Source organism: Blautia faecicola (assembly GCF_004123145.1).
Classification (GTDB): domain Bacteria; phylum Bacillota; class Clostridia; order Lachnospirales; family Lachnospiraceae; genus Oliverpabstia; species Oliverpabstia faecicola.
In genome coordinates this window covers 2,438,622-2,459,496 of the sequence record NZ_SDKC01000001.1, presented here as the reverse complement: position 1 = coordinate 2,459,496, position 20,875 = coordinate 2,438,622, and the positions used below count along the sequence as shown (strand labels likewise).

General features: G+C 46.3%; 18 protein-coding genes and 1 tRNA gene. 18 read left to right on the top strand and 1 reads right to left on the bottom strand.

The window, feature by feature from the left end; genetic code table 11:
- Nucleotides 1-131 precede the first annotated feature (131 nt).
- The 5 genes from ETP43_RS11020 (at nucleotide 132) to ETP43_RS11000 (ending at nucleotide 6,313) form a co-directional block, all read left to right on the top strand.
- Nucleotides 132-863, top strand: a complete 732-nt coding sequence (locus ETP43_RS11020) for a glycosyltransferase family 2 protein (RefSeq protein ID WP_243114258.1) — start codon at nucleotides 132-134, stop codon at nucleotides 861-863.
- Nucleotides 860-3,100: a DUF2298 domain-containing protein gene (locus ETP43_RS11015; RefSeq protein WP_129258093.1), complete on the top strand. Its 2,241-nt coding sequence runs from the start codon at nucleotides 860-862 to the stop codon at nucleotides 3,098-3,100. Before ETP43_RS11020 ends, ETP43_RS11015 begins: the two co-directional genes overlap by 4 nt.
- A gap of 79 nt (nucleotides 3,101-3,179) precedes the next feature.
- Nucleotides 3,180-4,391: a bifunctional phosphopantothenoylcysteine decarboxylase/phosphopantothenate--cysteine ligase CoaBC gene (coaBC, locus tag ETP43_RS11010; RefSeq protein ID WP_129259585.1), complete on the top strand. Its 1,212-nt coding sequence runs from the start codon at nucleotides 3,180-3,182 to the stop codon at nucleotides 4,389-4,391.
- A complete protein-coding gene (locus ETP43_RS11005) occupies nucleotides 4,388-5,152 on the top strand; it encodes a type III pantothenate kinase (RefSeq protein WP_022399766.1) in 765 nt (254 codons plus the stop codon). The genes coaBC and ETP43_RS11005 overlap by 4 nt, the downstream gene beginning before the upstream one ends.
- Before the next feature lie 99 nt (nucleotides 5,153-5,251).
- Complete coding sequence (locus ETP43_RS11000) at nucleotides 5,252-6,313, top strand: M24 family metallopeptidase (RefSeq protein ID WP_129258091.1); 1,062 nt, start codon at nucleotides 5,252-5,254, stop codon at nucleotides 6,311-6,313.
- A 93-nt stretch (nucleotides 6,314-6,406) separates the two neighbouring features.
- Here ETP43_RS11000 and ETP43_RS10995 read toward each other — a convergent pair whose 3' ends face one another.
- On the bottom strand, nucleotides 6,407-6,901 hold the full coding sequence (locus tag ETP43_RS10995) for a QueT transporter family protein (protein ID WP_022399768.1): 495 nt from the start codon (nucleotides 6,899-6,901) through the stop codon (nucleotides 6,407-6,409).
- Nucleotides 6,902-7,272: 371 nt separating this feature from the next.
- On the opposite strand from ETP43_RS10995, the gene ETP43_RS10990 reads away from it, so the two are divergent.
- From ETP43_RS10990 to ETP43_RS10930, 13 genes are all read left to right on the top strand, one after another.
- Complete coding sequence (locus tag ETP43_RS10990) at nucleotides 7,273-8,331, top strand: GntR family transcriptional regulator (protein WP_129259584.1); 1,059 nt, start codon at nucleotides 7,273-7,275, stop codon at nucleotides 8,329-8,331.
- 105 nt (nucleotides 8,332-8,436) lie between these two features.
- Nucleotides 8,437-9,942, top strand: coding sequence for an L-arabinose isomerase (araA, locus tag ETP43_RS10985; protein ID WP_129258087.1), 1,506 nt, complete (start codon nucleotides 8,437-8,439; stop codon nucleotides 9,940-9,942).
- A gap of 28 nt (nucleotides 9,943-9,970) precedes the next feature.
- Entirely contained in the window at nucleotides 9,971-11,575 is a 1,605-nt protein-coding gene (locus ETP43_RS10980; protein ID WP_129258085.1) for a xylulokinase, read from the top strand.
- A 13-nt stretch (nucleotides 11,576-11,588) separates the two neighbouring features.
- Nucleotides 11,589-12,278: an L-ribulose-5-phosphate 4-epimerase gene (locus ETP43_RS10975; protein WP_129258082.1), complete on the top strand. Its 690-nt coding sequence runs from the start codon at nucleotides 11,589-11,591 to the stop codon at nucleotides 12,276-12,278.
- Nucleotides 12,279-12,431: 153 nt separating this feature from the next.
- Entirely contained in the window at nucleotides 12,432-13,973 is a 1,542-nt protein-coding gene (locus ETP43_RS10970; RefSeq protein WP_164979691.1) for an LCP family protein, read from the top strand.
- 200 nt (nucleotides 13,974-14,173) lie between these two features.
- Nucleotides 14,174-14,896, top strand: coding sequence for a glycerophosphodiester phosphodiesterase (locus tag ETP43_RS10965; RefSeq protein ID WP_181951939.1), 723 nt, complete (start codon nucleotides 14,174-14,176; stop codon nucleotides 14,894-14,896).
- Between the two features lie 288 nt (nucleotides 14,897-15,184).
- Nucleotides 15,185-16,546, top strand: a complete 1,362-nt coding sequence (locus ETP43_RS10960; RefSeq protein ID WP_129258076.1) for a citrate/2-methylcitrate synthase — start codon at nucleotides 15,185-15,187, stop codon at nucleotides 16,544-16,546.
- 27 nt (nucleotides 16,547-16,573) lie between these two features.
- Entirely contained in the window at nucleotides 16,574-17,428 is an 855-nt protein-coding gene (locus ETP43_RS10955) for a patatin-like phospholipase family protein (RefSeq protein ID WP_106493403.1), read from the top strand.
- Nucleotides 17,429-17,449: 21 nt separating this feature from the next.
- Nucleotides 17,450-17,959 carry a YqeG family HAD IIIA-type phosphatase gene (locus tag ETP43_RS10950; RefSeq protein WP_129259583.1) on the top strand — a complete coding sequence of 170 codons (510 nt, stop codon included), beginning with the start codon at nucleotides 17,450-17,452 and terminating at the stop codon, nucleotides 17,957-17,959.
- A gap of 120 nt (nucleotides 17,960-18,079) precedes the next feature.
- Nucleotides 18,080-18,637 carry an elongation factor P gene (gene efp, locus ETP43_RS10945; protein ID WP_022172588.1) on the top strand — a complete coding sequence of 186 codons (558 nt, stop codon included), beginning with the start codon at nucleotides 18,080-18,082 and terminating at the stop codon, nucleotides 18,635-18,637.
- Nucleotides 18,638-18,831: 194 nt separating this feature from the next.
- Complete coding sequence (locus ETP43_RS10940; protein WP_129258074.1) at nucleotides 18,832-19,692, top strand: DUF5688 family protein; 861 nt, start codon at nucleotides 18,832-18,834, stop codon at nucleotides 19,690-19,692.
- A gap of 88 nt (nucleotides 19,693-19,780) precedes the next feature.
- A tRNA-Arg gene (locus ETP43_RS10935) sits at nucleotides 19,781-19,853 on the top strand.
- Nucleotides 19,854-19,917: 64 nt separating this feature from the next.
- Nucleotides 19,918-20,835, top strand: coding sequence for an SH3 domain-containing protein (locus ETP43_RS10930; RefSeq protein ID WP_164979689.1), 918 nt, complete (start codon nucleotides 19,918-19,920; stop codon nucleotides 20,833-20,835).
- Nucleotides 20,836-20,875: the final 40 nt, after the last annotated feature.

Below are 20,875 nucleotides of genomic sequence, written 5' to 3'. Positions count from 1 at the left end.
TGGCAGCGTGCCGGAAGATCTCTTTTTTTGAATCGTTGGACTTTACGCTGGGGGCGCGTTCGATTATAATGGGAAGAAAGATCAGGGGGAAACTATCCGGGGGATATGAAAAGGGGAGAATGGAAGAAAGCATGAGTAAAATGACAGAACAAAAACAGGACCGGCTGATCATCGTGATTCCGGCATACAACGAGGAAGAAAATATAGAAAACGTGGTATCGCAGTGGCATCCGATCGTGGAAAAGACAGGCGCGGACAGTCGACTGTTTATCATCAATGACGGAAGTACCGATCATACACAGGAAAAACTGGAGAGTCTGCAGGAAAAGTATCCACAGCTTCGCACGGTCAAAAAACAAAATCAGGGGCATGGTGCGACGATCCTGTACGGGTACCGCTGTGCGATTGCAGAAGGAGCAGATTACATTTTCCAGACCGATTCCGACGGGCAGACTGTACCGGAGGAATTCTGGAAGTTATGGGCAGACAGAGAAAAGTGCGGGCTTCTGATCGGAAGCCGAAAAAAGAGACAGGACGGCTGGCAGCGGATCTTAGTCACCCGGGTACTCCGGCTGGTGATCCTTGCAACGTTCCACTGCTGGGTGGAAGATGCAAATACACCGTTCCGGCTGATGCGGGCATCGGAGCTGGAGGAAGTTTTACAGGAGATTCCGCCACAGTATTTTTTGTCCAATGTGTTGATGACGGTACGGTATACAAAAGAAAAACGCCATGTGGCATATTATCCGATCACATTCCGTCCACGGCAGGGCGGGATCAATTCCATCAATATGAAAAAAATCGTGGGAATCGGAAAAACCACACTCCGGGATTTCTGGAAGTGGGGAGGTGAACGGCAGTGAGTGAGAAAAGAAAAGGGATTCTGAAACTTGTCATACTGGCAGTGCTTCTTGCAGGAGCACAGATTCTTTTAAAAGAAGACGGAAAAGTTTTTGCTATATGGTGGCTGGCGGTATTACTGCTGGGCTGGTGCAGTTTTCCACTGTGCCAGTATCTGTTTTCCGGATTCCGTGATAAAGGTTATCTGGTGGCAAAAATCTTCGGTATCGCCGGTGCTGGATTTCTGATGTGGCTGGGAGCTGCTACCGGGATCGTGCCGTTTACAGCGGGAAGCTGTCTTGGCAGTGTTGCGGTATTTGCTGTGATCTGCTGGGGCGTATGGATTACTTTCAATAAGAAAAAGAATAAAGACAGAAAATTCTGGCAATTTACAGGGGAATGGTATCAGACGGCACTGGACGATGAACTGGTCTTTACGCTGCTGTTTCTTCTCTGGACGTATGTAGCAGGATTTCGCCCGGCGGCATATGGCACTGAGAAATTCATGGATTATGGATTTATGATGGCGATGATGCGCAGCACCACACTTCCGGCGAAGGATCTGTGGTATGCGGGATCGAAGATCAATTACTATTACGGCGGACAGTATTTTGCCGTATTCCTGACAAAGCTGACGCATACGCAGGTGGCACAGACCTACAATCTGATGCGGACACTGGTGGCTGGATTCTGCTTTGCTGTTCCGTTTGGTCTGGTGCGCCAGATGGTACTGGATAGCTGGAAAAAAGAGAAACCGGCACTGCTTGGCGGCGTTCTTGCCGGGGCAGGTGTGTCTCTGGCTGGAAATATGCATTATGTGGTGATCGGAAAGCTGCTTCCGTGGATCCGGGAGATTTTTCATCTGCCAAAAGGAGATTATACCTACTGGTTTCCGAACTCCACCCGCTATATCGGCTATTATCCGGCGGAAAACGATAAGACGATTCATGAATTCCCGTCGTACTCATTTGTGCTGGGAGATCTGCATGCCCATGTGGTTAATCTGATGTTCGTGGTGGCGCTGATCAGTCTGGTTTATGCGATGATGAAACATCACAGCAGCAAGGGCGCGCTGCAGGCAGAGGCAGCAGGAGAGAAAAACTTCTGTAAAAAACAGGTGGCAGCAGCCCTGACAGATCCGTATGTACTGGTATTTGCCTTCCTGATCGGTATGTTCCACTGGACAAATTACTGGGATTTTGTCATTTATTATGTGATGGGCGGCATGGGAGTCATCTGGTGCAATTATCAGAAGTATAAAGAACTGGAAAAGCCGCATCGCATGCGGATGACGGCGGGGATCAGCCTGCTTCATGCCGTGTGGGTATTTTTGCTTGCGACGATCGCTGCACTGCCGTTTACGTTACAGTTCCAGAGCATGGTCAGTGAAGTGGCACTTGCACAGAATCATTCCCGCCCGTACCAGTGGTGGCTGATCTGGGGACTTCCGGTGATCGGAGCGGTCCTGTTTTTCTGGTGTGTGAAACGGGAGGGTGCAAAAAAAGCAGATCTGTTTGGCGTGTTACTCGGCATCTCGGCGCTTGGTCTGATCGTGATCCCGGAGATCGTCTATGTGAGAGATATTTATGAGAAAGAATACGCAAGATCCAACACGATGTTCAAACTGACCTATCAGGCGTTTACGATGTTTGGCATCCTGCTGGGCTATGCGCTGATCCGGCTTTGGATGGAGAAAAAGCATGTGATCCGGAAGGTGCTGACGAGTGCGGTATTTGCCTGCTTTGTGGGATGCTGCTTCTATACGGCAACTGCGGTGCACGCATGGTTCGGACAGGTATGGGATCCGTCACAGTATCAGGGTCTGGATGCGACCGCGTACCTTGAGACAACCTTTCCGGAGGATGCAGCGGCGATCCGCTGGCTCAACGACAACGTTACGGGGGATCCGGTGGTACTTGAGGCAAACGGAGACAGTTACAGTGACTATGAACGCGTTTCTGCGATGACGGGACTTCCTACGGTGCTCGGCTGGTATGTCCATGAATGGTTGTGGAGAGGTGACACCGGAGCACTGAATGAACGCGCGCAGGAAGTGGAGACAATCTATACCTCGACGAACCAGGAAGAAGTGAAAGCCTTGCTGGAAAAATATCAGGTGGAGTACATCTTTGTCGGTGCGAGAGAGCGGGAAAAATACGAATCATTAAACGAATCCATGCTGCAGTCCCTTGGAAATGTTGTATTTTCTGACGAACAAAGCCAGACGTATATGCTTCAGGTTGCATTTTCAGGGCAGTAGGCTATAATAAAAAGGATCTAAAATACGCGGTACACCCGGCAGGGAGGACCAGCGGATGATAAGAAAGGACGGACAACCTATGTTGAAGGGAAAAACAGTGGTTCTGGCGGTAAGCGGAAGTATTGCGGCATATAAGATCGCCTCGCTGGCGAGTGCCCTCGGCAAACTTCACGCCGATGTGCAGGTGCTGATGACACAGAATGCCACGAACTTTATCAATCCTATTACCTTTGAGACACTGACAGGAAACAAGTGCCTGGTGGATACATTTGACCGGAATTTTCAGTATTCGGTAGAACATGTGGCACTGGCAAAACGGGCGGATGTGGTTTTGGTAGCACCGGCATCAGCCAACGTGATTGGAAAGATCGCCAACGGAATCGCAGACGACATGCTGACAACGACCGTGATGGCATGCAAATGCAAAAAAATCATCTCCCCGGCGATGAACACACAGATGTTTGAAAATCCGATCGTGCAGGATAATTTGAAAAAACTGGAGCATTATGGATACGAAGTGATCCAGCCGGCAGTCGGACTTCTGGCATGCAAGGATGTGGGCGCAGGAAAGATGCCGGAGCCGGAGACGCTGCTCGAATACATTTTACGGGAAGTGGCTTACGAAAAAGATCTGAAAGGCAAAAAAATCCTTGTGACCGCGGGACCGACGCAGGAGCCGATCGATCCGGTGAGGTATCTGACGAATCATTCCAGCGGAAAGATGGGTTATGCGATCGCAAAAGTATGCAGTATGCGTGGTGCAGATGTGACTCTGGTCAGTGGAAAAACGGCGATAAAGCCGCCGCTTTTTGTGAATGTAGTACCGGTCACCACGGCACGGGATATGTATGAGGCAGTGACCAGCCGGTTTGACCAGCAGGATATCGTGATCAAGGCGGCAGCAGTCGCCGATTACCGGCCGAAAACGATCAGTGACCAGAAAGTAAAGAAAGCGGACGGAGAACTTTCTATTGAGATGGAGCGGACCGATGATATTTTGAAATATCTGGGTGAGCATAAGAGAGAAGACCAGTTTTTGTGCGGATTTTCGATGGAGACAGAGCATATGCTGGAAAATTCGAGAAAGAAACTGGAGAAAAAGAACCTGGATATGATCGTGGCGAACAATGTAAAAGTAGAGGGCGCAGGATTTGCCGGAGATACGAATATTGTGACGCTGATCACAAAAGATGACGAGACACAGCTTCCGTTGCTGAGCAAAGAGGAGACGGCAGTAGAGATTATGAATAAGATCCTGGAGATTACGGCGGAAAAAGGGAGGACATTATGATATTAGCCATTGATATCGGAAACACCAACATCGTAGTGGGATGTATCGATGAAGAGAAGACGTATTTTATCGAGCGGGTTTCCACAGACAGAAGCAAGACAGAACTGGAATATGCAATTGTGATCAAAAACGTGCTGGATATTTTCAAGATATCCCCGAAGGAACTCGAGGGTGGTATTGTGTGTTCTGTGGTACCGCAGATCACGCATATCGTAAAATTGGCAGCGGAAAAAATTCTGGAAAAAGATGTGATGGTGCTCGGACCGGGGATCAAGACCGGTATGAATATCCTGATGGACAACCCAGCACAGGTGGGAAGTGACCTGATCGCGGATGCCGTGGGAGCCATCGGAGAATATGAACCGCCGATGATCATTTTCGATATGGGAACTGCTACAACGGTATGTGTCGTTGACGGAAAGAAAAATTATATCGGCGGCATGATCCTTCCGGGTGTGCGGACCTCTCTGGATGCACTGACCGCGAGAGCCGCACAGTTATCCGGCATCGATCTGGAAGCTCCGAAGCGCGTGATCGGGAAAAATACGATTGAGTGTATGAAGAGCGGTATCGTCTACAGCAATGCGGCACTGATCGACGGCGTGATCCTCCGGATGGAAGAGGAACTTGGTGAGAAAGCGACCGTGATCGCAACCGGCGGTCTGGCAAAGAGCATTGTTCCATACTGTAAAGAAGAGGTCATTCTGAATGATGATCTGCTGTTAAAAGGACTCCTCCGGGTGTACTTGAAAAACCGATGATCGCAGACCTTGCGCAGGTACGCGAAGCGGTGTAGAATAGAAGCAGAGTGTTCTTCGGCACAGAGAAAATGACCGGGGACGGAAAAGGAGAAAGGCATCATGAGTAAAGCACAGGAGCTTATCAAAAATGAGGGACTGGTGGGAATGATCATCACCGATCCATATAACATGAGACATATCAGCGGATTCCGTGGAGGAGAAGGTGCACTGTACATATCTGCTACCCAGCAGGTACTGATCACCGATTCCCGTTATACCGAACAGGCAGAAAAAGAGAGTGATTTTACGATCGTTCAGGAACACCGCGGACATACCAGAGAACAGATCTTTGCAGAGTGCCTGGCGAAAGAAGAGGGAACACTGGCAATCGGATACGAAGACCAGTCTCTGCTTTGCTGTCAGTTCGACAAGATGGCAAAAGCCATGCCGGTCAAAGACTGGGTACCGATGGGCGGAAAAGTAGACGCGCTGCGCAGAATCAAGACAGCAGAAGAGATCGAATATCTGGCACAGGCAGAACATATCGGCGATGTTGCATTTTCCAAGATTCTGGATTTCCTGAGACCGGGAGTCAGTGAACTGGAAGTGGCAGCAGAGTTGGAATACCAGATGAAAAAAGCAGGAGCAGAAGATCTTGGATTTAACACGATCATCGCTTCCGGACTGAATTCTTCCATGCCGCATGCGATTCCGGGCAAAAAGAAACTGGAAGCCGGAGATTTTGTAACAATGGATTTCGGCTGCAAATACGAAGGCTACTGCTCCGACATGACAAGAACCGTAGTTCTTGGTAAGGCAAACGACAAACAGAAAGAAATCTACAACGTAGTTCTGGAAGCACAGCTGGCAGGTCTTGCTGCTGTAAAAGCCGGAAAAACAGGGAAAGAAGTAGACAAAGTTGCCAGAGATATCATCACAAAAGCAGGTTACGGTGAATATTTCGGACACAGCCTCGGACACAGCGTAGGTCTGTTCATCCACGAAAAACCAGGTCTGGCACCGTCCGATGAAACTGTTCTTCAGGCAGGCATGATCGAAACCGTAGAACCGGGCATCTATGTACCGGGATTCGGCGGCGTCCGCATTGAAGATATGGTCCTGGTTACCGAAGAAGGCTGCCGAAATCTGGCAAGTTCTCCGAAGGAACTGATTGAGCTGTAAAAACAGAATAACAGTCAATTATTGACAGGTAATGTATAAAAAGAGAAGGAATATAAGCGAAAATTTTGCTTATATCCCTTCTCTTTTTATACGTTACACAGCTGTACGGAAAATAGCAGTTCTGTGTTTATCAAGAATTGTATACACAATCATACCCAGGATTCCGCAGGAAATCACTTCTCCGATACCGACCGTACCCATCAGGAACGGAATCGGGAGTGGAACCTGATAGCCGTAGTGCAGAACAAAAGGAACGATCAGGATATTGGAAATGATCGGTGGCAGTGGAGCCAGGAATTTGTTCCGGTTGCGGAGCAGGTAGGTAAAGCAGGCACCCAGTAAGGTGGCGAGACTTCCGAAGATAATATCCGGCAGGATGCCTCCGCCAAGGATATTACTGATCAGGCATCCCACAAACAGACCGGGGATAGCCGCTGGCGTAAATACCGGAAGGATGGTCAGTGCCTCCGAGACACGAACCTGTACCTCTCCATAGGAAAACGGTGCGAGAGCCACGGTCAGAACCACATAGATTGCCGCGATCATCGCAGATTGTGCGAGGAACAATGTGTTAGTTTGCTTTTTCATATTCAGTTTCTCCTTTAGTTTTGTTTTACGAGTGGAAGGTCACGAACACTCGATTCATTTTCGCGCAGCTTTTGAGTCAGACAGATATGTGTACATGGATATCTGACGAATGCCGCGGAGGCATATATCGAAGATATATGTCCTACGCCGGGAATCGGCGGTCAGCCCTGTAAGACCTTATTTTTGTGGGCTTTGCAACAGGTCAGAATATAGCATATCAGACAATAAAAATCAAGAGAATTTAAAAAGAAAAGCACAAATACAACTTGTAAAGTTGTGCATACAAGTTGTAAGATAAGGGTACAGGAAACAGAACTTCAGACAGGCAGGAGGTGTGTATTACGGAGAAAGGAAAAAAATATGTGTCCCTGATGGAAGAACTGAAAAATAAGATCCTTTCCGGCGAAATCCGACCCGGTGAGAAGCTGCCGTCGGAGAATGAACTGGCACAGGAATATGGGATCAGCCGTCATACGGTCCGGAAAGCACTGGCGATTCTGGCAAATGACGGGTATATCACGACGGAACATGGCAAAGGAACCTTCTGCTCTGACCGGATGGCACACCGGAAAAATTCAAAAAATATCGCAGTGATCACAACCTATATTTCCGATTATATTTTTCCACGTCTGATCCAGGGCATGGACCGGGTGCTGACGGAGCAGGGGTACAGTATCATACTGAAAAATACTGGAAACAGCCGGCAGAAAGAAGCCCAGTGTCTCGAAGATATCTTGAACAAAGATGTGGACGGACTGATCATCGAGCCGAGCAAAAGTCAGATTTTGTGCAGAAATATGCCCCTGTACGAACAACTTGACCGAATGGGTATTCCGTATGTCTTTATTCAGGGAAGTTACCCGCAGATGAAAAACAAACCGACGATCCTTCTCGATGATGCGAAAGGTGCGTATCTGCTGACAAAATATCTGATCGATACGGGACATCGACAGATTGCCGGTGTTTTCAAGGCAGATGACAGCCAGGGTGCAGAACGCCATAAAGGATATGTAAAAGCCTTACAGGAAGCAGGAATGCCGTATCAGCCGGAACTGGTGGTGTGGTTTCACACCGAGGATCGGAAAGTAAAACCGGCGGTGATGGTACAGATGATGCTGGAGGCAGAACTTCCGATTGACGCAGTAGTCTGCTATAATGACCAGATCGCGGTGGAAGTGATCCGGATGCTGGAGCGGATTGGGAAAAAAGTGCCGGAAGATCTGTCTGTGACCGGATACGACGATTCGATGATCGCAAGAACCGGTCCGGTGGAACTGACCACGGTTTCCCATCCACAGGAAAAACTCGGGGAGATGGCAGCAGAATTATTGCTGGAACTGCTTCACGGCATTCCACCGGAAGAGTCAAAAGTCCGCCGCCTGATCGAACCGGAGTTAGTGATCCGGAAGTCGTGTATGGCTCGAAAATGACAGAAAAATAAGAAAATCAGCAGACGGAGAAGAATCTTCTGTCTGGTGGATATGGAAAAACAAGAAGACAGGAACAACATAAAAGAATAAGGAGAAATTTCTTACATGAAAACAACAAAAAATTACAAGTTCTGGTTTGCAACCGGTTCACAGGATCTGTACGGAGATGAGTGTTTGCAGAAAGTAGCAGAACATTCCCAAATTATCGTAAACGAACTGAATAAATCCGGGATCCTGCCATACGAAGTGGTATGGAAACCAACCCTGATCACAAACGAAGTCATCCGTAAAACCTTTAATGAGGCAAATGCAGACGAAGAATGTGCCGGCGTGATCACCTGGATGCATACCTTCTCCCCGGCAAAATCCTGGATCCTGGGATTGCAGGAATACCGGAAACCACTGTTGCATCTGCATACGCAGTTCAATGAAGAAATTCCATACGATACGATTGATATGGACTTTATGAATGAAAATCAGTCTGCTCATGGCGACCGTGAATATGGACATATCGTATCTCGTATGGAAATTGTCCGTAAAGTTGTTGTCGGACACTGGGCAGCGAAAGAAGTGCAGGAAAAAATCGCTTCCTGGATGCGCACTGCAGTCGGTGTCATGGAAAGCAGCCATATCCGTGTGATGCGTATTGCGGATAATATGAGAAATGTAGCGGTTACCGAGGGCGATAAAGTAGAAGCACAGATCAGATTCGGCTGGGAAATAGACGCTTATCCGGTTAATGAAATCGCAGAAGCTGTACAGGCAGTTGGAAAAGGTGATGTGGATGCGCTGGTAGAAGAATATTACAGTAAATACCAGATTCTGTTAGAGGGACGCGATCCGGAAGAATTCAAAAAACATGTAGCCGTACAGGCACAGATCGAGATCGGTTTTGAGAGATTCCTGGAAGAGAAGAATTATCAGGCGATTGTTACTCATTTCGGTGATCTTGGCGCACTGCAGCAGCTGCCGGGTCTGGCCATCCAGCGACTGATGGAAAAAGGTTATGGATTCGGTGGTGAAGGTGACTGGAAGACCGCAGCCATGGTACGTCTGATGAAGATCATGACTACAGGCAAAAAAGACGCAAAGGGAACTTCCTTTATGGAAGACTATACATACAATCTGGTTCCGGGAAAAGAAGGTATTCTGGAAGCACATATGTTGGAAGTATGCCCAACCATTGCAGACGGTCCGATTTCCATCAAGGTGAATCCGTTGTCTATGGGTGACAGAGAAGATCCTGCAAGACTGGTATTTACCTCGAAAACCGGTCCGGCTATTGCAACATCTCTGATTGATCTTGGCGATCGTTTCCGTCTGATCATCAACGATGTAGATTGCAAGAAGACAGAAAAAGAGATGCCGAAACTGCCGGTAGCAACCGCATTCTGGACTCCACAGCCAGATCTTGCCACAGGTGCAGAAGCATGGATTCTTGCAGGAGGAGCACACCATACCGCATTCTCCTACGATATCACCGCAGAGCAGATGGGCGACTGGGCAGAAGCGATGGGTATCGAAGCAGTTTACATTGATAAAGATACGCAGATCAGAAATTTCAAGAACGAACTGAAATGGAATTCTATGTATTATAAACTGAACAAATAATCGTTCCAATAACAGGATGGAGAAAAAAATGACAGATAAAAATCAGATTATAAAAGAGATCCGGGCTGGGGAAACCAGCCTGGGAATCGAATTCGGTTCCACCAGAATCAAAGCGGTTCTGGTAGGCAAAGAGCATGCACCGATCGCTTCCGGAAGCTATGAGTGGGAAAACCAGCTGGTAGACGGCATCTGGACCTACAGCCTGGAAGATATCTGGAAAGGATTGCAGACCAGTTATCAGGAACTGGCAAAAGATGTAAAAGAACAGTACGGAGAGACACTGACCAGGATCGGTTCCATGGGATTCAGTGCGATGATGCACGGTTATATGCCGTTTGGCAAAGAGGGAAATCTTCTGGTTCCGTTCCGGACCTGGAGAAATAATATCACAGAAAAAGCCACGGAGGTAATGACCCCGTTATTCGGACAGCAGATTCCGCAGCGCTGGAGCATCGCGCATCTGTATCAGGCAATTTTAAACGGTGAAGAGCATGTGAAAGATATTACATTTTTCACCACACTGGCAGGCTACATTCACTGGAGACTGACCGGAAAGAAAGTGCTCGGTGTGGGCGATGCCTCCGGTATGTTCCCGATTGATTCCGAGACGGTAGACTACAACCGGAAAATGGTAGAACAGTTCGACGAACTGATAAAAGAAAAAGGATATCCGTGGAAACTGCGGGAGATCCTGCCACAGGTGCTGGCGGCAGGAGAGGATGCCGGAACATTGACTGAAGAGGGAGCAAAACTTCTGGATGTAAGCGGCAATCTGCAGCCGGGCAGTCCGGTATGCCCGCCGGAAGGAGATGCCGGAACCGGTATGGCGGCGACAAACAGTGTGGCAGTACGCACCGGTAACGTATCCGCAGGTACTTCTGTATTTGCCATGATCGTTCTGGAAAAACCACTGTCAAAGGTATACGGAGAAATTGATATGGTGACAACACCGGACGGTATGCCGGTAGCTATGGTACATTCTCAGAACTGTACCTCGGATCTGAACGCATGGGTGAACCTGTTCCGGGAAAATCTGGAAAGTTTCGGCGTGAAAGTAGATACTAATACATTGTACGGTACTTTATATAACAAAGCCTTAGAGGGAGATGCGGACTGCGGCGGACTGCTTCCATACTGCTATTTTTCCGGAGAACATATTACACACTTTGAAGAGGGACGTCCGTTATTTGTCCGCACACCGGACAGCAAATTTACCCTGGCGAACTTTATGCGAAGCCACCTGTTTACAAGTGTGGGTGCACTGAAACTGGGTATGGATATCCTGTTAAAAGAAGAAGGTGTGGTTGTGGATAAGATTCTTGGCCACGGTGGTTTCTTCAAGACAAAAGGTGTGGGACAGAAAGTGATGGCGGCAGCGGTCAATGCGCCGGTATCCGTGATGGAAACAGCAGGAGAAGGCGGCGCCTGGGGAATCGCTCTTCTGGCTGCGTACCGTAAAAATAAGGCAGAAAGCGAGAGCCTTGCTTCTTATCTGGAAGAACAGGTATTTGCAAAAGAAGAAAGTGTACAGATTGCACCGGATCCGAAGGATGTGGAAGGATTTGAAGTGTTTATGGACAGATATAAAGAGGGACTGGAGATTGAGCGTGCAGCAGTAGTACATCTGCACTAGGCAGGAGGAAACTATGTTAGAAGAATTGAAAAAAGCGGTATACGAAGCTAATATGCTGCTTCCAAAACACAATCTGGTAACCTTTACCTGGGGAAATGTCAGCCAGATTGACCGGGAAACCGGATATTTTGCCATCAAACCAAGCGGTGTTGACTATGAAAAACTGACACCGGATGATATGGTGATCATGGACCTTGAGGGTAATAAGATTGAGGGAAGATACAATCCATCCTCCGATACGCCGACGCATCTGGAACTGTACCGTGCATTTCCAAAGATTGGCGGTGTGGTACATACACATTCCCCATGGGCAACCAGCTGGGCACAGGCAGGAAGAGGAATCCCGTGTTACGGAACCACTCATGCGGATTACATGTACGGAGAAATCCCGTGTGTACGCTGCCTGACAAAAGAAGAGATTGATATGGCATATGAGAAAAATACAGGGCTTCTGATCGTGGATTATTTTAAAGATAAAGATTATGAAGCGGTACCGGCAGTCCTGTGTAAAAATCACGGACCGTTCACCTGGGGAAAAGACGGACACGAAGCGGTTCATAACGCTGTGGTACTCGAAGAGGTTGCCAAGATGGCTGCCCGCTGTGAGATGATCAATCCGCAGGTAAAACCGGCACCACAGGAGTTACAGGACAAGCACTATTACCGGAAACACGGAGTAAATGCGTATTACGGACAGAAATAAGATAATATAAGAGAAGCGGCAGGAAAGTCTGATCCTGCCGCTTCTTGTGTCTTTGTTACAGAAATAACAGATATCGACACTGATTGACAAAAAATAGGGTAAATGGTATCATTTACGCGGATAACTAAATTAAAAAAAAGGAGGCTGTCAAGCGTGTCAGCAGACGATAAAGAGCAGGAAGAAACGACGCAGAAAAAGAAGCCGAAGATGTCGAAAAAAAAGAAAGCGGCGATCGTTGTCGGGATTCTTCTGGTGCTGATTGCAATCATTGCGGGCGTGGTATATTACGTTGGTCACCGGTACTACACAAAAACCAACTATATGTCGGACGAAGAAGTTCAGGAGATGATTGAAAAACAGAAAGAAGAACAGCAGCAGGAAGAAGCGGCAGAAGAAGAAACAGAGGAAGTGCAGGAAGAAATCGATCCGGAACTGCTGGAAGCACAGCAGAACATGGCACAGTATGCATCCACAGAGCCGATCACAACAGATGGTAATGTATACAATATTATGCTGGTCGGTCTGGATACCACAGATAAGGGATGGATCGGAAACTCGGATTCGATGATCCTGATTTCCATTAACTACCGGCTGGAGCAGATTTCCATGATTTCCCTGATGCGTGATACCCATGTAATGATTCCGGGAATCGGCTACCGTAAGTTAAATGCAACCTATCCGAATGGTGGTGGACCGTTACTGACGCAGACGGTGGAGGAAAACTATAAGATCGATGTTGACCGTTATGTGACGGTAGACTTTGGTTCCATGATCGATATTATTGATGAGATCGGCAGCATCGAACTGACATTTACGCCGAAAGAAGCGGAAAATGCCAATAAGAGCATCAAACAGCAGTGCAGGATTCTGGGATTAAAGTCCAAGAAATACCTGATTCCGGGAGAGGGAACTTACCAGTGCAACGGTATGCAGGCGGTAGCCTATGCGCGTATCCGAAAGGTAGGAAATTCCGATTACCAGCGTACCGAGCGTCAGAGAGAGGTTCTGTTAAAACTTCTCGACAAGGTAAAAGAGATGAGTTTTGAGGACATGGATCGTCTGGCGACCCGTCTGCTTCCACTGCTGACGCATAACGTACCGGAAAGCGAATTCTGGGGATTGCTGGCAAAGGCACCGACACTGATCAATTATAAAATTGTTTCAGACCGGATCCCTTATGATGGCATGTACCACAGCTATAACGGAGACCTTGTTCCGGACTGGGAGTCAACCGTACGGAAACTGAAAGAGACGATCTACGGTGCGGATGTGCTGGATGATGAGGGCAATGTAGTGACGCCGACACCGACGCAGGAAGCGGAAACCGCAGACGCTGCAAACGGTCAGGAAAATGATACACAGAATACGGAAGCTGCAACGGATGATGGAGATCAGATTACGATGGAGGCGGAGATCGGAACGGGAGATCCTTCCTCACAGATCGTGCGTGGAAACGATGCAGATGGACAGGTGGGAGACAGCCTGCAAAACAACAGCCAGAAAAAAGTGGCTGTGGTGGCAGACAATACAGGAAATACCTCTGGTGTGCTGAACGGAAAACGATTGCTCAATCCGTACATCGATCCGGTCTTTGTACTGAGAGTTCCACAGGCGCCGGAAGCACAAAATGACAATCTGGTAGACGGAGATTACCAGTGGCAGAAACCGAAAGTAAGCAAAGGTATTGAAAATTAGAAAAAGAGCAGAAAATTTTATGGATTTCATAAAGTTTTCTGCTCTCTTTTTACGCGGGTAACGAGTCAAAGTAAGCGTATTTTATCTCGTTATGGTTGAAAATCAGACAATAATCTGTCATACTGAGGGAAGCAAAGAAATGTATTTTTCTAAAATTGAACAGACAACAATTTTAGAAGTACAGGAAAGAAGGGGTAATTATGAAGGTATTTGCACATCGAGGATTCAGCGGAAAATATCCAGAAAATACGATGCTGGCGTTTAAAAAGGCAGCAGAAGTGGGCTGCTATGGGATTGAGCTGGACGTCCAGCTGACGAAAGATGACGAGATTGTGATCATGCACGACGAAACCATTGACCGGACAACCAGCGGAACAGGATATATACGTGATTATATGTATCGGGAGCTGTGTCTGGTGGACTGCTATGGAAAATTCGAAGGGGAATATGAGTTTCAGCGGATCCCAACCCTGCGGGAATATCTGACCTGGGTAAAAGACACAGGACTTGTTACAAATATTGAGCTGAAAAACAGTGTATACTATTATGAACACCTGGAAGAAAAGGTGATCGATATGGTGCGGGAATTCGGAATGGAAGACCGCGTGATCTTTTCTTCTTTTAATCTGGTATCCATCAACAAATGCAAGAAGTTGCTGCCGGAGGTTCCAATGGGATATCTGATGGAAGCACGGATGGACAATATGGGATTTTTCACAGAAGAAAATGGTGTGGAATATTATCACCCGGATAAAAACTTTCTGACAGAAGAGATGGTGCAGGACTGTCATGCGCATGGGATTGGTGTCAATGTGTGGACTGTCAACAAAAAAGAACTCATGAAACAGTTAAACAACTGGAACGTCGACGGTATTTTCACAAATTTCCCGGACCGGGCAAAAGAACTGGGACTTGAAAAATAAAAAAATCGTAACTGTCCGTATCTTTCACAACGTCTGTTGAATAGTTAAAAAAATCTAATGTCCTGTTCTGAAAAAGGCATAAAAGTTTCATATTTTTTTAAGAATTCAATTATTGCGGTGAAAAGCATTCGTCTGTATAATAGTCATAACTGATACTCTCTCCAGAAAATAACAAGACAGACATAAAAAAAGCAGAGTAATAAAAGAAAAATCAGATAATATGAAAAAGAAGTAACGTAATTATCGAAAAGTCTGACAGTTACGAATAAGAGGACAGGAGGAAAGAATATGGCAGGATTTAAATTGAAAGTAACACCGGAGATGGAAAGCTTAACACAGGTATGCGTGGAAAACAGTAAGATGGATCCGTCTTTGTATGGAAAATACGATGTAAAACGTGGGCTGCGTGATGTCAACGGAAAAGGTGTGTTGGCAGGTCTGACACAGATTTCATCCATTTGTTCCACAGATGTGGTGGATGGGAAAACAGTTCCCTGTGAAGGTAGATTATATTATCGTGGGTATGATATCCATGAACTGACGCAGGGATTTTTAAGAGAACAGCGTTTTGGATTTGAAGAAGTTACGTATCTGCTGTTATTCGGAAAACTGCCCGACGAAAAAGAACTGGCAGACTTTAAGGTTCTGCTGGCGGGTCAGCGATCTCTGCCGAAGAACTTTGTCCGCGATGTTATCATGAAAGCACCGACCAAGGATATGATGAATACGTTATCCAGAAGTGTGCTGACGTTATACGCCTATGACCATAATGCAGATGATACTTCTCTGCCGAATGTCCTCCGCCAGTGTCTGAATCTTATCAGTGTTTTTCCGATGCTGTCGGTCTACAGTTATCAGGCATACAATCATTATATTAAAGGAAAAAGTCTGTATATTCATAATCCGGATCCGAAACTTTCTGTTGCGGAAAATATTTTGCTGATGCTTCGTCCGGATATGCAGTATACGCAGTTGGAGGCAACGATTCTGGATCTTGCGCTGGTGCTGCATATGGAGCATGGTGGTGGTAATAACTCAACATTTACCACTCATGTGGTGACTTCTTCAGGAACAGACACGTATTCGGCAATAGCAGCCGCCCTGGGTTCCCTGAAAGGACCGAAGCACGGTGGTGCCAATATCAAAGTCGTCCAGATGTTCAAAGACATGAAAAAACAGGTGAAAGACTGGACGGATGAGGAAGAAGTAGGAGCTTACCTTCGCGCGCTGCTTCATAAAGAAGCTTTTGATAAAAAAGGCCTGATCTATGGAATGGGGCATGCTGTATATTCCATTTCCGATCCGAGAGCAGAAATCTTCAAAGGGTTCGTACAAAAACTGGCCCATGAAAAGGGAAAAGATAAAGACTTTGCACTTTACAGTATGGTGGAACAGCTGGCACCGAAGATCATTGGAGAAGAGCGTCACATTTATAAAGGTGTAAGTGCCAATGTGGACTTCTACAGCGGATTTGTGTACAGCATGCTGGATCTTCCGACCGAGCTGTTTACACCAATGTTTGCCATTGCACGTATCGTCGGATGGAGTGCACACCGGATGGAAGAGCTGATCAATATGGATAAGATTATTCGTCCGGCTTATAAAACAGTAAAAGAAGAAGAAATTTACCGTCCTCTGGAAGAACGGTAAACAAAGAAGAAAGGAAGCGTTACAAACATGAAACGAGCAGGTCTGGTACTGGAAGGTGGAGCAAACAGGGGGGTTTTTACCAGCGGAGCACTGGACTATCTGATGGAACAGGATTTTTATATTCCGTATGTGGTGGGAACTTCCGCAGGTGCGTGCAATGCGGTGGATTATGTGTCAAGGCAGCCACTGCGTACAAAGAACTGTACCATTATTACGGATAAGAAGAAGCGTTATGTAACAATAAAAAATACACTGAAGACGGGAACATTGCTGGATATGGATCTGATTTTTGAAAAATATCCGAATGAAATCTTTCCGTTTGATTTTGATACTTTCCTGAATTCGGACATGCAGTGCGAGATGGTGGTGACCAACTGCATTACAGGAAAAGCGGAATATCTGAGCGAACACTCCAGTGCAAAACGGATGATGGATATCTGCAGAGCGTCGTGCAGTATGCCGCTGGCGACGAAAACAGTATTTGTGGACGGCATTCCGTATGTGGATGGTGGAGTGGCCGATTCCATCCCCATCATCCATTCCCTGAAGACAGGACATCAGAGAAATGTAATCATTCTGACCAGAAATAAAGGCTATCGGAAACATTCCAGCGGAAAACAGGACCGTCTGTTTGAACTCGCTTACGGAAAGAAATATCCAAAACTGGTCGAAGTACTCGAACAGCGTGCAAAAGTCTATAACAAGACGTTGTATTATATTGACAAATGGGAAAAAGAAGGAAAAGTATTTGTTCTCAGACCGAAGATTGAGCCGGTAGCCCGTCTGGAGAGGGATACACAGAAGCTGGAGAACTTTTATCAGCATGGTTATGATCTGATGGAAGAGAAATTTGAGGAAATGAAATGGTTTTTAAACCGTTGATGAGAGGGAGAACAAAAGATGCTGTTTGAAACATTTTATCCGGATGCGTGGATGGATTCCACCTACCAGATTGATTTTGATGAACTGTATAAGAAAGGATACCGGGGGCTGATCTTTGATATCGACAACACTCTGGTACCTCACGGAGAACCGGCAGATGAGCGGGCGAAAGCACTGTTCGCTCATCTGAAAGAACTTGGTTTTTCCTGCTGTCTGTTATCGAACAATCAGCTGGAGCGTGTGCAGATGTTTAATAAAGATGTACAGGTGTATTTTATAGAGGATGCACATAAGCCTTCCCGTAAGAATTATCGGAAAGCGATGGAACTGATGCATACAGATCTGTCCAATACGATGTTTATCGGGGATCAGCTGTTTACCGATGTGTACGGAGCAAAACGCACGGGAATGGCGAACATCCTGGTAAAACCGATCCATCCGAAAGAAGAGATTCAGATTGTCTTGAAACGGTATCTGGAGAAAATTGTTTTGCATTTTTATCAGAAAAACAGGAAATCTGGGCGTATTTGAAAAAATTAGTTGAAAAATCCCTGTAGTTATTATAGAATATGAGTAGCCAAGCTCAAATATATTAAGACGGCAGATACCCGGAAATCACCGGGTATTGTGAGTTATAAGGAGGAATATCATATGATTTCAGCAGGAGATTTCAGAAACGGTGTAACATTGGAAATCGATGGAAACGTTGTTCAGATTCTCGAATTTCAGCATGTAAAACCTGGTAAAGGTGCAGCTTTCGTAAGAACAAAATTAAAAAATGTCATCAACGGTGGTGTGGTAGAAAAAACTTTCAGACCTACTGAAAAATTCCCACAGGCTCGTATTGACAGAGTAGATATGCAGTATCTGTATGCAGATGGTGACCTGTTCAACTTCATGAACATGGAGACTTATGATCAGATGGCTGTTGATAAAGATACTGTTGGCGATTCTCTGAAATTTGTAAAAGAGAACGAAACTGTTAAAGTATGTTCTTATAACGGAAGTGTATTCGCTATCGAGCCGCCTCTGTTCGTAGAACTGGAGATCACTGAAACAGAACCTGGATTCAAAGGTGATACCGCTCAGGGTGCTACAAAACCTGCAACTGTTGAAACAGGCGCACAGGTAAACGTACCGCTGTTTGTAAATCAGGGAGATAAAATCAAAATCGACACCAGAACAGGCGAATATCTGTCCCGTGTATAAGATTTAAAGAAAAAATGCATATCAAAACCTCAGGAATTCGTATTTCCTGGGGTTTTTCTTTTACAAGAAACCGCTTGCATTTTCAACAAAACCCATGTATGATATAAAAGTAAATTACATTTCTATTTCTGTGACATTTCGTCACATTTTCCCCACAGAACATCTGAAATTCATACAAATCAAAGGAGAACAATTTGAATTATCAGGAATTTCGATGTGAATTTTTAGAACGAATGAAAGAAGTGATGGAAGAGGGGGTGAATATTACCACTGAACAGATCAAAAAGAATAACGGGATCGTTATGGAAGGGTTGGTGCTGCGAAAAGAAAATGCCAGAGTTGCATCGGTCTTTTATCTGGAAGATTATTTTAAATACTGGGAGAGAGGCGTCCCGATGGAGCAGCTGGTGCGGAAAGTACTGTGGCAGTTTGAACACTGCAAGCCGAAGTTTGATGTGGCGGCGGAGTTCTTTAAAAACTATGAGGAAGCGAAAGAAAATATCTGTTTTAAGCTGATCAATTATGAAAGAAACCGGGAACTGTTAAAGAAAGTTCCGCATAAACGGATTCTGGATCTGGCGATGGTGTTCTACTATCGGATTCGAAAGGAAGGGGAAACAGAGGCAACGATCCTGGTGGAAAATGTTCATCTGGATCTGTGGGATATCACACAGGAAGAACTCGAAGAAAATGCAAAGCGCTGCACGTATCTGAAACTGCCGGTGGAATTTATCAATATGAGAGGATTTCTTGGGCTGGCACAGGGAAAAGAAAAGCCGATGTATATTCTGACCAATAAAGAACGGTCGCTTGGAGCAGGAACCTTTTTATATCCGGGCGTATTAAAACAGGCGGAGGAACTGCTGGGAGCACGGTTTTATGTGCTGCCAAGCAGTGTCCATGAATGTATACTGATCCCGGAGGAGGATGGGATGACGCAGGAGGCACTGACAGGACTTGTGACGGAGATCAATGAGAACCAGGTGGATCCGAGAGAGGTGCTTTCCGATCAGGCGTATTATTACCGTGCGGAGGACGGAAGGGTTCATCTGTAAACCAGTTTTAACGAACAAGACTCTTTACAAATGAGAACAGATGTGGTATTATCTATAGATGTGAGTAAGGTAAAAGTCTCACGGATACGCATCTGTAGCTCAGGGGATAGAGCAATGGTTTCCGGTACCATGTGTCGGGGGTTCGAATCCCTCCAGATGCGTTTCTTTTTACATTTTTCCAGAAGAAAAATCAGGATCGTACCCGGTCATAAGGAGGCATACGATATGGATGATTTCAGAGAGTGGCTGTCAGATAATCTGCGGTATTTCATGTTGGGATTCGGTATTCTGGCAGTGGTATTGATTTTATTTTTCGGTGTGCGTTTTATTTCCTCGAAGTTTGGAAACCAGAAAACGACCGAACCGAAACAGGAGACACAGCAGGAAGCGGAAACGCCGACACCGACACAGGAAGCAGAGGAGACACCGACAGTAACCGCTGAACCGGAGACAACACCGGCAGCAGAAGAACTGGAACTTAACGCTTATCCGCAGGTCAATGCACTGATTGAAAAGTATTATACAGCACTGACCAACAAAGATGTGCAGAGCCTGAAGGGACTGGTGGATGAACTGGATCCGTCCGATGAGAGCGCGATCACGAATTCCCAGTATATTGAAAGCTACAGTAACGTACAGGTTTATACAAAAAAAGGAATGACGGATACCAGTTATGTGGTATTTGCATCTTACGACCACAAATATGTAGGTTATGATACCCTTCTTCCGGGAATCAGTTATCTGTATGTGGATACAAAAGAAGACGGAAGTCTGTACATTGTGGCAGATTTGAGTGAAGAACAGCTGGCGTATATCAGTGAAAAGATTGATGAGTCTGATGTACAGGAACTGCTGAACAGTACACAGGCATCCTACGATGAAAAACTGGCTTCGGACGAAGCACTGTCCGGCTATCTGTCAGAACTTGGTGTGGAAGGATCTTCCGCGATGGAAGCGGCAGAAGGAGCACAGATTACTGTAAAATCCAACTGCAATGTCAGAAAAGAGCCATCTCAGGATGCAGAGTCCATCGGAAAACTGGTGGGCGGACAGACCATGACCAAGACCGGTCAGGACGGAGACTGGATCAAAATTGAATTTGAAGGACAAACTGGCTATGTAAGGGGCGATATGTTCCAGTAGACAGGAAAAGAGAAGGGGACTGTTGCTTTGACTGGTTTCA